Here is a 12,953-nt window from a genome sequence, read left to right as displayed (position 1 = left end):
TAATTATCCCAGCTTTACTTCATAATTGCCCCATCAAAACCGGTGAGTGTGGCGAAGTAATCATCCAGAGTTTCGGCACGGCGAATCATTTCCACGCTGCCGTCTTCACGCAATAAAAGCTCTGCGCTTCTCAGCTTGCCGTTGTAGTTAAAGCCCATGGAATGGTCATGAGCACCGGTGTCGTGAATAACGATACGATCACCCATATCAATCTTTGGCAGCTGACGGTCAATGGCGAACTTGTCGTTGTTTTCGCACAGGGAACCGGTTACATCGTATACATGGTCCTTAGGGGCGTGTTCCTTGCCCACAACAGTAATATGATGATAAGCACCATAAAGGGCAGGACGCATGAGATTAGCCATGCAGGAATCAAGACCAATGTAATTTTTGTAGGTGTGCTTTTCATGGATAGCTGTGGAAACCAGATAGCCGTAAGGCCCGGTAATTGCACGGCCGGATTCAAAGCAGATGGCACACTGGCCAAGTCCTGCTGGTACCATGATTTCATCATAGAGCTTATGAATGGCCTCGCCTACTTCCTCCAGATTTACTTCCTCCTGTGAAGGCTCATACGGGATGCCGATACCACCGCCAAGATTTACAAACTCCAGGGTGATGCCCAGCGTTTCCTTGATTTCCTTGGCAAGATTAAACATGATGGAGGCTGTAAGGGCAAATCCTTCAGTTCTCAGCTCATTGGAAATAACCATACAGTGGAGCCCAAAGCGCTTTACACCACGGTCCTGAGCCATTTTATAGGCCTTGAGAATCTGATCATGGGTAAGACCGTACTTGGCTTCCATTGGCTTGCCGATAATATCGTTGCCGGCAATAAGATTACCAGGGTTGTAGCGGAAGGACATAATCTTTGGCATCCCCGCATGCTTTTCCAGATACTCGATGTGGGTAATGTCGTCAAGGTTGATTACAGCTCCCAGATCAATGGCCTTCTGAAATTCGTCTGCAGGGGTATCATTGGAGGTGAGCATTATTTTTTCACCAGTGATGCCAGCGGCCTCTGAAAGACAAAGTTCAGCCAGGGAGCTGCAGTCAGAGCCGGCACCTTCCTCTGCCAGAATCTGCATGAGTCTTGGATTTGGAGTGGCCTTTACAGCAAAATGCTCCCTGAATTCAGGAGCCCAGCTGAATGCTTTAAAAAGACGGCGGATGTTTGCCCTGATAGCCTTTTCATCATAGATATGAAATGGTGTAGGGTACTTTGCGATAATTTCTTCCAGCCGCTGCTGGGAAATTGGGAAAACCTTTTCTTTCATAAACAAGCCCTCCATATTTTAATTTGGTAGTTATAGCTAATTGATAAGCACTATTAATTACATAGATAGTATAAATTGTCATAGATAATATGTCAATTATATATTTTTTGTTATATTACAAAAAATAACCTTAATTTTGTGGTATAGCTTAAATATGGTAAAATATTATGATAGACATGTACATAATTGCAGTAAGTACAGAAGGAGATGAATTTATGAACCGGCTCTTTATGATTTTTCGTCTGATACGCAAAGACATTGTTGTAATGCTCTTTGCTCTTATAAATCGTCGTACCCCAAAGGTATTTCGTTTGGCCATATTGGCGGCTATTTTATATTTCGTCAGTCCCGTGGATATTGTTCCGGATGCCATCCCCGCCGCTGGTCTTGTGGATGATGCGGTAATTGTGCCGGCTATATTGGCGGGGCTGCGCCAGCTGTTGCCTCCGGAGGTGCTGGAGGATTGTGAGCACAGTGCCGGTCATTATGGAAAGTTTCTGCCCATGGTGGTGGTAATAGCTACCATATTGCTTCTTTTGTGGACTTTCCTTGTGGTATACGGAATTTACAAGTTGCTTTTCACTTGATTTATCCAATAAATATTTAGACAGAATTTATTCGAGAGGTTTTTACAGTGCGTTTATATATAGCAGAGAAGCCCAGCATGGGTGCTGAAATTGCCAAATGTCTTCCAGGGCCAATGCACCGGGGAGATGGCTTTATTGAAACCCAGGGGGGCGTTGTTACTTGGGGCTTTGGCCATATTTTAAGGCAGGCTGAACCCCAGGAGTATGATGAAAAATATAAAAGCTGGCGGGCAGAGGATCTGCCAATCGTTCCTACGGAATGGAAATTGTTGGTGGATGCCTCCTGTGCCAAGCAGTTTAATATTATAAAGGGCCTCATAGATAAGGCTGATGAAATAGTTCACGCAGGTGACCCGGACCGGGAGGGACAGCTGTTAATAGATGAAGTGCTGGATTTTGTGGGCAACACTAAGCCTGTAAGACGAATTCTTCTCAATGCCCTTGATGAAAAGAGTATTAAGGAAGCTAACAGTTCCCTTAGAGAAAACAGTGAGTTTTTCAATCTCAAGCAGTCAGCTCTGGCCAGAGCACGGGCAGACTGGCTTATTGGCATGAATTTATCCAGAGCCTATACCCTGGCAGCCCAGAGGGCAGGCCACAGGCGTCTTGTACTTCCCGTGGGACGGGTTAAGACACCTACCCTTGCTTTGGTGGTGCGCAGGGAACGGGAAATAGAAAACTTTAAACCAGTGGACTATTACACCATAAAGGGTAAGTTTCACCATGAAAATGGAGATTTTTACGCTACGTGGAAGCCAAAGGAGATTCAGGCTGGTCTGGATTCTGAGGGGAGACTGGTGGACAAGGCCGTGGCGGATGCCAAGATGGCGGAATTTCTCGAAGCCCCAACAGATGGTGTTATATCTGCCTACACCAAGAGCAAAAAGCAGGAGCAGCAGCGGCTGCCATTTTCCCTGTCATCACTCCAGGTGTTGGCTGGAAAACGGTTTGGCTACGACCCACAGCAGGTATTGGATACAGCCCAGAAGTTATACGAGCGAAAGCTCACCACATATCCCCGTTCTGACTGTGAGTATTTGCCAACCAACCAGTTCAAGGATAATGGGGCCATTTTAAAGCATTTGCAAAATTTCGGTGATGAACAGCTGGCCAAGTGGGCGGCTGCAGCAGATGGCTCAATCAAGAGCCGTGCCTGGAATGACAAGAAAATCTCTGCTCATCACGCTATTATTCCTACCCGTGTTCCAGCCGGGGCAGAAAAGCTGACCCCAATGGAGCGAAATATTTATTTTTTGGTGGCTCAGGCATATATTGCCCAGTTCTATCCTGTGCATACATATAATCAGACAAAAATAGAGATCGATTACAAGGATGAGCTTTTTACAGCCAGCGGTAGAGTAGAGCTGGATTTGGGCTGGAAGGCTCTTTATACATCCCAGACAAAGGATAAGCATGAAGAAAATGGTGATAACGGAGATAATAACGAGGAAGATGACAGTGCTTCCTTGCCTATGATGAAGAAAAAGGATGGGGTAGCTTATCTTGAAGGTGAAATGAGCCAGAAGGCCACTAAGCCTCCAATGAGATTTACCACATCTACTCTGTTGGCGGCCATGAAGGATATTCATAAATTCGTAAAGGACCCCGAATCCAAGAAGAAGCTGAAGGATGTGTATGGCATCGGCACAGAGGCCACCAGGGCTACCATTATCGATGATCTTATCCGCCGTAAGTTTATGAACCAGACCGGAAAGAAAAAATATCTTCAGCCTACTCAGTCAGCCTATATGCTCATTGATGCTATGCCGGAGGAGCTGTCATATCCGGATTTTACAGCCATTTGGGAGGATAAATTGCATTCCATGGCTGATGGTGACGGCTCATTAAGTGATTTCATTGAAAATCAGGTGAAATTTACCACAGAGCTCTGTCAAAAGGCCTATGGAGCCAAATTACAGGTGGCCTCCACCACAGAGGGGGGAGAAGCTGCCAATGTGTGCCCGCGGTGCAAAAGTGGTGTGCTTTTGAAGCGCCACGGAAAAAACGGTGATTTTTGGGGCTGCTCAGCCTTTCCAAAGTGTCGTATGACCTGTGACGACAAGGATGGAAAGCCGGATCTGGAGGGGGCAAAAGCCCGTATTCAGAGCCGTAGTTTTGGTGGGGGCTCCAATTTCTCAAATGGTAACCGCAGAATTGTCACGGCAGCGGCAAGTATTGACGAAAGCCCTTTTGGTAATCCGTATATTAGCGAGGAGGAGATGGCAGCCTTTAATCAGGAATTTCAGCTAATGGATTCCTTTACGGCTTCTTCCTTCAGTGGCTACAATGAAACAATACCTTCCTTTGGTAATCCACGCAACAATGGCAATCAGGGCGGTTGGAGCAAGGATGAGCCAAAGGCTTCGGCGGCACCTATGGAGCATTTAAGTTCAGAAGATAAAAAGGCTGATTCCAAATATCTCTGTCCGAAGTGTCGTGAGGGCAGTTTGCGGCGCATCAAGGGGCGTAACGGAAATTTCTGGGGATGCAGCAATTATCCACGTTGTACAGCCACCTTTGATGACGAAAAAAATATGCCTGTTTTCAATTAACATAGGAGGAAATTTTCTTGGATATAACAGAGGTTATAATTAAACTTATAATCATAGTAATTTTGGTTGCCCTTAATGGATTTTTTGTGGCTGCAGAATTTGCCATTGTAAAAATGCGAATGTCCCGCTTAAACTCCATGATAGAGGCAGGTAACCGTCGGGCTGTATATGCCAAGCCTTTGGTGGAGCATGTTGATGTCTCTCTATCCGTAACCCAGCTGGGGATTACCTTGGCTTCCCTGGGCCTTGGACTTTTGGGAGAGCCTACCATCAGTCATGTGTTGAAGCCGGTATTTGAAATTATTGGACTTAGTGGAGCATTGTCCACCACCATTTCCTTTATTATTGCCTTTTCACTGGTAACGGCAGCCACCATTATTATTGGTGAGCTGATTCCAAAAAATGTGGCAATCCAGCAGGTGGAAAGGGTAATGCTGGCAGTGGCCATTCCCCTCATGTTCTTCCAGAAAATTATGTACCCATCTGTATGGGTGTTGAACAAGGTTGCTGTGTTTGTGGCCGGCATTTTTGGGGTTGATATATCCAACAACGGCGATGAAGTGGCCCATACAGAGGATGAAATCAGACGTCTTATGGAGGAAAGCCATAAGCAGGGCTACATAGATAAAACAGAGCTGGATTTTGTGGACAATGTATTTGATTTTGCAGACCGCAATGTACGTGAAATTATGATTCCACGCACTGATATGGTATGTCTTTACTTGGAGGACAGCTTTGAGGAGAATATCAAGGTAGCCATGGAGGAGCACCTTACCCGTTATCCGGTGTGCGGTGAGGACAAGGATGATATTGTGGGATTTTTGCATATTAAGGATTTGATGCAGTCCTTATACAAACGTCGTCGTCCTATTCTGAGAAAGCTGGTACGACGTACTCTGGTTGTGCCGGAAACCATGAAAATCAGTATGCTGTTGAAGATGATGCAGAAGCAGCGTTCACAGCTGGCCATTGTGGTGGATGAATACGGCGGCACTGCAGGCATGGTTACCATTGAGGATGTCATTGAGGAAATTGTAGGTGAAATTCAGGACGAATTTGACCAGGAACGCCCTTCCATTGAAAAGCGTTCTGACCTTATTTACTCCATTGATGCCATGCTGTTATTGGAGGAAGTCAGCGATATTTTCGAAATGGAAATTGAGGCGGATAACATTGATACTATTGGTGGCTGGCTCTATAACAATGTTCAGTCGCCTCCTATGATTGGCATGAAGGCATCCTGTGACTGCGTGGATTTCTTTGTGGAGGAAATCGATAATTTGCGCATTACCAGAATATTGCTTCAGTTGAAGAAGCCGTTGGTGGAGGACCATCCGGAAATCACCGCCGAGGAGGAAATATAACTTGGTTTTGACAGTGGAAGACCTGGGCAAGAGCTACGGCGAAAAAGTCTTGTTCAGCCATGTAAATCTCAATGTAAATGAAAATGATAAAATCGGTATAGTGGGCGTAAACGGCACTGGAAAGTCAACATTTCTGAAGACGGTGGCGGGGAAGCTCACAGCGGATACAGGAAATATGGTGACCATGAGAAACCTCCGTATCAGCTTTTTGGAGCAGTCCAAGGAATTTGATATGGAAAACACTGTGCTCATGGAGGTATTCAAGGATGATAGCCCATTAATGAGTGCCCTTAGGGATTATGAGGCAGCTCTTGCAAAGACTGAGGCCGGGGATCTTTCCCCAGAGGTGCAGCAGGCACTGGTTAATGCCTCTGCCAAAATAGACAGTGTTAATGGCTGGAATATGGAAAGTGAAGCCAAAACCATTTTGAATCATTTGGGCATTCACGATTTTGAGGCCAAGGTGGGGAGCTTATCCTCAGGCCAGCAAAAGCGCATGGCTTTGGCCACGGCCTTGATTCAGCCTTGTGATCTGCTGATTTTGGACGAGCCTACCAACCATCTGGACAGTGAAACCATTGGCTGGCTGGAGGACTATCTTGCCCACTGGAAGGGCTCACTTCTGACAGTAACCCATGACCGTTACTTCCTTGACAGGGTTACCAACGGCATATTGGAATTTGACAAGGGGCGAACCTATAGCTATGATGGCAACTATTCCCAGTTTTTGGAATTAAAGGCAGCCCGTATCGAACAGGAGGAAGCAGGAGAGCGTAAGCGTCAGAACTTCCTTCGCAACGAGCTGGCATGGATTCGCCGTGGAGCACAGGCCCGCAGTACAAAGCAGAAGGCCCGTATTCAGCGTTATGAACAGGTAAGGGACCAGAAGGTGGACCTTAACCGCAATCAGGTGGAAATCGGGCTGGCAGGCAGCCGTCTGGGACGAAAAATTATTGAGCTGGAAAATGTCACCTACGAATGGGAGGGCAAAACCTATATCAATGATTTTACCTATACCGTCCTAAGAAATGACAGAATTGGTATTTTAGGTGGAAATGGTACGGGAAAATCCACCCTTCTTAACATAATTGCGGGGCGTCTTCAGCCTACAAAGGGAGTAGTGGACATTGGCCAGACCGTTAAATTGGGGTATTTTGCCCAAACAAATGTGGAAATGGACGGAAGGCTCAGGGCTAAGGAATACATCCAGGAGGCTGCCCATTATATTACCATGGCCGACGGCACCAAGCTGTCAGCAGGCCAGCTGATGGAAAAATTTCTATTTCCTCCAGACCTTCAATGGACGGAGATTTCCCGTCTGTCAGGAGGCGAAAAGCGCCGTCTGTACCTTTTGCGCATTTTAATGGAGGAGCCTAATGTACTGCTTTTGGATGAGCCTACCAATGATTTGGATTTGGACACCATGGCGGTACTGGAGAATTTTATAGAGGACTTTAACGGCGCTATCATTTTTGTTTCCCATGACCGTTTCTTTACTGACCGCATGGCCCAAAAGGTCTTTGTATTTGATGATGATGCCCATGTTCAGATTTTCATGGGCGGCTATTCCGATTACAAGGCAAAGGCTGATGCAGAGCAGGCAGAAAAGATGCATCTCCAGCGTCAGGCGGAAAGGGCAAAGACCACTGCAGAGCCAGCCATGGAAAAGGCCAAGCCAAAAAGCAAGAGCAAGGGCCTGAGCTATAATGAGGCCAGAGAGTACGGAGAAATTGAGGCGGTAATTGCCAGCAAAGAAAGTGAGCTTAAGGTAGTGGAAATGCAGATGTCAATGAACGGCTCGGATTATGATATGCTGCGGGAGCTTACTGGGGAGCAGGAGCGGATTACCGCTGAGCTGGACAAGCTCATGGACCGCTGGGCCTACCTTGAGGAAAAGGCTCAGGAGTCATAAAACAAGAATTTTTACTTAAATATGGATTTTTATCTTTAAAATAAGGAGTTTTGGGTAATGAAATTTACTATGGCACATAGCAGTATTGCAGTTAAGGACGTGGAGCGTTCCGTGGATTTTTATAAAAAGGCTGTGGGACTTAAGGTGAAAAGCGTGAAGGATTTGCCACATATTAATCTCACCTACATGGTGGATGAGGAGGAGTCCGGTTATGAATTGGAAATTACTCTGAAAAAGGACCATGAGGGGAATTATAATTTAGGTGAAAATCCTGTTCATCTGGCCTTTTGGGTGGATGATTACAAGGGAGCCCTGGCAATGCATCAGGAGATGGGCTGCGTATTGAGAGTAGTGGAGCCGGCGGGTATTCATTTTATCCAGGACCCGGACGGCTATGTAACGGAAATAATGCCAAATCCTTAACCTTCCCCTGGAGGGGAAGGTCAGACTGTAGACAAATAGGACTGTCTGCGAAGCAGACGGATGAGGTGTTTTGTATAGTTTTTAGGGGGCATGCAGGGTGGCGTTTAATGAGGTTTTATACAAGGAAATAATGGAGGAGCTGGATATCAGTAAGGAGTTTATTACTGATGTGGCCGGGGCCTTTCGCTGGGATTTGGAGCAGGGGCTTAAGAAAAGCGAATATTCTTCTCTGCCTATGCTGCCTTCCTTTATTGGCTTGCCTGCTGGCAATGAAAAGGGAGAATATCTGGCTGTGGATTTTGGGGGCACCAATGTGCGGGCTTCTGTTGTACGCCTTATGGGAAATAGCACCTTTGAAGTCCTGCGCTGGGTTGAAAAGCCTCTGGTAACTGCTGAATATAATTTAATCAACAGCTCTGCATCCTCTGATGACCTCTTTGATTTTTTGGCAGAAGCAGTGGGAGAAGCTGTTGAAGGAGATAGGGAAAAGCCATACTTTTTGGGGCATACCTTTTCCTTTGGTACGGAGCAAAAGGATATTAATCGTGCAAGGCTCATAAAATGGGCCAAGGAATTTGCCGTACCAGGGGTTGAAGGCGAAGATATCAATGCTTTGCTGGAAAAGGCCCTTATTCGTAAAGGATTTGGCAATATAAAGCCTGTGGCTATTCTCAATGACACTGTGGCTGTGCTTTTGGCATCAGCCTACAACTATCCTGATACCCGCATAGGCTGCATTTATGCTACTGGCTATAATACTTGCTATATGGAGGTTATGCCAGATGTAGGAAGGCCGGCCTGTATTATTAATATGGAGTCCGGGGCCTTTTCCAAGATGATTCCGAGCAAATGGGATCTGGAGCTGGATAGGGCGTCAGAGCAGCCGGGGCGGCAGCGCTTGGAGAAAATGGTATCGGGAAAATATATTGGGGAGCTGTTCAGCAGGCTTACAAAAGAACTGTTGGATTTATCCCAAAAGCCCAGCTTTTCCACTGTGGATATGTCCGCCATAATGGAGAACTCATCCGAGTCTGTTAAAATATTTGTTGATACCCTGGGTAATGTGGCTGAGGATGAAGAAATTATTGAAAAGTTGCGTAATCTGGCCAAGGCCATTACCATTCGTTCTGCCCGAATTGTTGCTGCCAGCTGGGCCGGCACTTTATGGCATATCGCTGGCAGCGGCAGGGTGGAGCCCCAGCATATAGCTGTGGATGGTTCCTTGTTTCAGCACATGCCCTATGTTCAGGAGAATGTGAGACGGGCCCTTTATGAAATAATGGGAGCTGAAGCGGGAGGCTTGGAGCCGGTTCTTGTGAAGGATGGCTCCAGCATCGGTGCCGCTATCGCCGCAGCTGTTGCAACCTGTCATTAATAGTGATAAGCTATTATACAAGTATTACTTTTTACCTATGTGTTATGGTAAAAAAATATGGATAAAGCAAGTTTATCTATGTACTTGGGAGAGATAACATGAAGTTTTCCAATAAAATTGTGGTGGCGGTTATAGTTGGCCTAATGTCCTTTTCCGGGGTGGTCGTGGCAGAGGATATTAATACTGAGGCTATTGGTAACGCCATTGGAAATATAACTAACGAGATTGATACTGAAAAACCACTTCAGACTGAGCCACTGAATAAGGTCAGAATTAGCTGGGAAACCATTCCGGGGGCAGTAAGCTATCGTCTGGTTATAACAGATGGGGACTCCGCCAGCAAAGATGCGGAGGTAAAGCATTTTAATCTCATACCAAATAATGGTTATGAGTTGGATACTGCCAATATGTTTAAAGCCAAGGATTATTATTGGCGGGTGTGTCCTTTGGATTATGACGGCAATGTCATGGGAGCTTACAGCGACCCTAAGCCCCTTGTTGGTGAGGAGGTAAATCCAAAAGCTCCGTTGGCTACTGCGGAGTTTGAGAAAATGGCATATATGCCTCTGTATCCGGTGTTTTCCTGGATTCCTGTTGATGGCAGCGGTGGCTATGAAATCAGGGTCAGCCGTGAAAATAAATTTTCTCCTGGACGGTATGAAGTGGTTCGGGTAATGACCACCAAGAATAATGTTTACTATGAAGAAGGTGGCTACACCTGGCCAGGTCATTATATGTGGCAGGTCCGTTCACAGAACAAGGCGGGAGAGCCAAATACTGAATGGTCTGAACCAAAATATTTTGATGTGGAGAGCCATGTGAGGGTAGCAGCTCTGGGTGACAGTATTACCCATGGTGGTGGCGTATGTAATGTTCCTCCTGGTTATGCTATGTACAGCTGGGAATATTATTGCCAGGTTCCTGTTAAGAATTTAGGACGAAGTGGTGACAGTGTTCAGGATATGGCCCAGCGCTTTGACCAGGATGTGATGGCTTTTACTCCGGGGATGCTGATAATAATGGGGGGCGTAAATAACTTCCGAGCCGGCGAGGACGGCTGGGATACCATTGCTGCCATGGAGCAGATATTGGCAGAATGCCAGTACCACAATGTGATTCCCGTTTTTGTAACCGCGACTCCTATAAATCCTAGTTTAATGTCAAAGGTACCTACCATTGAACCGGCGGCCTGGAACTGGAAGGAGCAGCAGCAGCTTCTGAATCAGTGGATAAAGAATCAGCCATATCATGTGGATGTGACTCCGGCCCTCACTGATGCCAACGGAAATCTGAAAGCAGAGCTCACTACTGATGGCCTTCATCCGGACCATCTGGGCAAAAAAATAATAGGGGAGATCATCAGCAACTATCTGCTGACCACCTTTCCAAATTACAATTTAACAGCAAAATAAAAAAAGCTGTCTCACGAAATAATTGTGAGGCAGCTTTTGCGTTAAAGGAGAACCATCATAATGGAGCCGATGAACATGGCGATGCTCATGCCCTTTAGCAGATTGGACATAAACCAATCCTGATTTCCTCTGGCCAGCTTTAAGACTACATGAAATTCATATATGAGGAAGGAGGCCGTAAAAAAACATAGGGGCAAATCACCATCGGAAAGGCCAAAAAGAAATAAGACCAAAGACAGGGCTATGCCGGCTTTTTCGCCATTACTGAAGGCGGGCTCAACTTTATTGTTATTTTCCTCTATAGGTATTTTTGAACGCATTCCGGGCATATTAAACGGTCCTTTCAATCATCCAGGCACCGCCTCCAATGAGACGGAGAATGGTATTATGACGGGATAGCAGTGTGGAACGGTGGCCTACACTGACCACAGACATCTCTGGTAATTGGGCTTTTAGGGTATCGTAGGAATGAGCCTCCATATCCTCGTCCATGGCGGAGGTTGATTCATCCAGGAATACCATTTGTGGCTTAAAGAGCAATATACGGATAAAGGCGATGCGCTGCTGCTCACCCAATGACAGAATACGGCTCCAGTCGTCCACGTCGTCCAAACGGCTTGTTAAATCTGCCAATCCAAAATCCTTAAGATATGCTCCCAGGTCTGTGGAGTCATTTTCTGGAACATTTTGTGGGTAATAAATGGCCTGACGCAGGGTACCCAATGGCAGATAAGGACGCTGTGGCAGGAACATCAGACGCCAGTCATCCGGCCTTGCAATGGTTCCGCTGCCGTAAGGCCAAAGATTTGCCAGGGCTCTTAAAAGAGTGCTTTTGCCAGAGCCGGAGGGCCCGCTTATTAGGGCGTATTCCCCAGGGGTAAATTCCAGATTAAGGCTTTCGATGATTTTTTTGCCTTCTGGAAGAAGTATATCAATATTGGAAAGGGTTACCTTGTTATCAGCTTCGTTAACTGTGGTGAATTTGGATTCCAGCTCGTCCACTTCCTCCATGTGGGCGGTAAAGTCACCAAGACGGCGGATAACTGCTGCGTATTGGGCAATGGAATCGTAGGCTGTAACAAAATAGCTTAGGGCATCCTGTACCCGACCAAAGGCACTGATGGTCTGCATAAGGCCGCCTAGCTGCATTTCCCCAGAAAAATATTTTGGGGCTGCCATAATAAGGGGATAAATAATGGCCAGCTGGGCATAACCGTTAATGTAGAAGTTCAGTAGCTTGGTACGCTTCATAAGGCCCCAGAAGTTTTTAACCACCATTTTAAAGCGGTCTCCAAAGCCATTGAGCTCTGGGGATTCACCGCGATAAAAGGCGATGCTTTCACTGTTTTCCCGGACACGTATCATATTGAAACGGAAATCTGCCTCGTAGCGTTGCTGGTCATAGTTCAGCTTTATCAGCTTGCGGCCAACTATATGGGCCAGCCAGGTACCTGCAATGGAGTACAGTAGTGATAGCCATACCATGTAACCAGGAATGGAAATGGCTGTTTCGCCAAGGGTCAGGTCCAGGGAACCGGAAAGGCTCCACAATACAAAGATAAAGGCTGCTAATATGGTGAGCTGCTTCAGAAAACCTAGTGAAAGGCTCAGGGTCAGGGTAATAAAGGAATTGATATCCTCGGAAATACGCTGGTCCGGGTTATCCATATCTGACTTTAAAACTTGGAGCTTATAATAGACCTGTTTGGCCATCCAGCTATTTAAATAATTGTTTGTCATCCATGTACGCCATTTTATTTGCAGCATTTGCTGTAGATAGATGGCATAAACTGCAGCGATTATGTATATGAATGCTATAAGGGTAAAGTGCCTCACCAGGGGCCAGAAGTTATCAAGATCATAATTCTGCAGGGCATTATAAAAATCATTATTCCATTGATTCAGCATTACCAGGAGATAAACCTGGGCCAGATTTAGAATGATGATGACTGCCAGCATGCCCCGTGCCCACCATCGTTCTTCAGATTTCCAATAAGAGCGCATCATACTCCAGATGCTTTTTGCAATATCCTTTTTCGTCATTAGGAGTC

General features: G+C 46.1%; 10 protein-coding genes. 7 read left to right on the top strand and 3 right to left on the bottom strand.

What is annotated here, in order from left to right:
- Positions 1–14: 14 nt before the first annotated feature.
- Entirely contained in the window at positions 15–1,277 is a 1,263-nt protein-coding gene (gene lysA, locus B6K08_RS10470; protein ID WP_080326098.1) for a diaminopimelate decarboxylase, read from the bottom strand.
- Between the two features lie 176 nt (positions 1,278–1,453).
- Between lysA and B6K08_RS10465 the strand changes: the two genes are divergently transcribed.
- From B6K08_RS10465 to B6K08_RS10435, 7 genes are all read left to right on the top strand, one after another.
- The gene (locus tag B6K08_RS10465) at positions 1,454–1,864 is read left to right on the top strand and encodes a YkvA family protein (protein WP_159446768.1); all 411 of its coding nucleotides are present in this window, start codon (positions 1,454–1,456) and stop codon (positions 1,862–1,864) included.
- A 47-nt stretch (positions 1,865–1,911) separates the two neighbouring features.
- On the top strand, positions 1,912–4,416 hold the full coding sequence (locus B6K08_RS10460; RefSeq protein ID WP_039207770.1) for a DNA topoisomerase III: 2,505 nt from the start codon (positions 1,912–1,914) through the stop codon (positions 4,414–4,416).
- Positions 4,417–4,433: 17 nt separating this feature from the next.
- Positions 4,434–5,780 carry a hemolysin family protein gene (locus tag B6K08_RS10455; RefSeq protein WP_039207768.1) on the top strand — a complete coding sequence of 449 codons (1,347 nt, stop codon included), beginning with the start codon at positions 4,434–4,436 and terminating at the stop codon, positions 5,778–5,780.
- Between the two features lies 1 nt (position 5,781).
- Positions 5,782–7,692: an ABC-F family ATP-binding cassette domain-containing protein gene (locus tag B6K08_RS10450; RefSeq protein ID WP_039207766.1), complete on the top strand. Its 1,911-nt coding sequence runs from the start codon at positions 5,782–5,784 to the stop codon at positions 7,690–7,692.
- 57 nt (positions 7,693–7,749) lie between these two features.
- Entirely contained in the window at positions 7,750–8,115 is a 366-nt protein-coding gene (locus B6K08_RS10445; RefSeq protein ID WP_039207763.1) for a VOC family protein, read from the top strand.
- Positions 8,116–8,212: 97 nt separating this feature from the next.
- Positions 8,213–9,490, top strand: coding sequence for a hexokinase family protein (locus B6K08_RS10440; RefSeq protein WP_039207761.1), 1,278 nt, complete (start codon positions 8,213–8,215; stop codon positions 9,488–9,490).
- Positions 9,491–9,588: 98 nt separating this feature from the next.
- Entirely contained in the window at positions 9,589–10,902 is a 1,314-nt protein-coding gene (locus tag B6K08_RS10435; RefSeq protein ID WP_052212073.1) for an SGNH/GDSL hydrolase family protein, read from the top strand.
- Between the two features lie 41 nt (positions 10,903–10,943).
- Here B6K08_RS10435 and B6K08_RS10430 read toward each other — a convergent pair whose 3' ends face one another.
- Both B6K08_RS10430 and B6K08_RS10425 read right to left on the bottom strand, forming a co-directional pair.
- Entirely contained in the window at positions 10,944–11,222 is a 279-nt protein-coding gene (locus tag B6K08_RS10430) for a hypothetical protein (protein WP_159446767.1), read from the bottom strand.
- A 10-nt stretch (positions 11,223–11,232) separates the two neighbouring features.
- Complete coding sequence (locus B6K08_RS10425) at positions 11,233–12,945, bottom strand: ABC transporter ATP-binding protein/permease (RefSeq protein ID WP_080326095.1); 1,713 nt, start codon at positions 12,943–12,945, stop codon at positions 11,233–11,235.
- Positions 12,946–12,953 lie beyond the last annotated feature (8 nt).

The organism is Anaerovibrio lipolyticus DSM 3074 (genome assembly GCF_900141865.1).
Taxonomy (GTDB): domain Bacteria; phylum Bacillota; class Negativicutes; order Selenomonadales; family Selenomonadaceae; genus Anaerovibrio; species Anaerovibrio lipolyticus.
This window is presented reverse-complemented; position numbering and strand designations above follow the sequence as displayed.

Bases quoted from the DNA above. Each gene is read 5' to 3' on its own strand.
- lysA (WP_080326098.1), bottom strand. From the start codon at position 1,277: ATGAAAGAAAAGGTTTTCCCAATTTCCCAGCAGCGGCTGGAAGAAATT.
- B6K08_RS10465 (WP_159446768.1), top strand. From the start codon at position 1,454: ATGTACATAATTGCAGTAAGTACAGAAGGAGATGAATTTATGAACCGG.
- B6K08_RS10445 (WP_039207763.1), top strand. From the start codon at position 7,750: ATGAAATTTACTATGGCACATAGCAGTATTGCAGTTAAGGACGTGGAG.
- B6K08_RS10435 (WP_052212073.1), top strand. From the start codon at position 9,589: ATGAAGTTTTCCAATAAAATTGTGGTGGCGGTTATAGTTGGCCTAATG.
- B6K08_RS10430 (WP_159446767.1), bottom strand. From the start codon at position 11,222: ATGCGTTCAAAAATACCTATAGAGGAAAATAACAATAAAGTTGAGCCC.
- B6K08_RS10425 (WP_080326095.1), bottom strand. From the start codon at position 12,945: ATGACGAAAAAGGATATTGCAAAAAGCATCTGGAGTATGATGCGCTCT.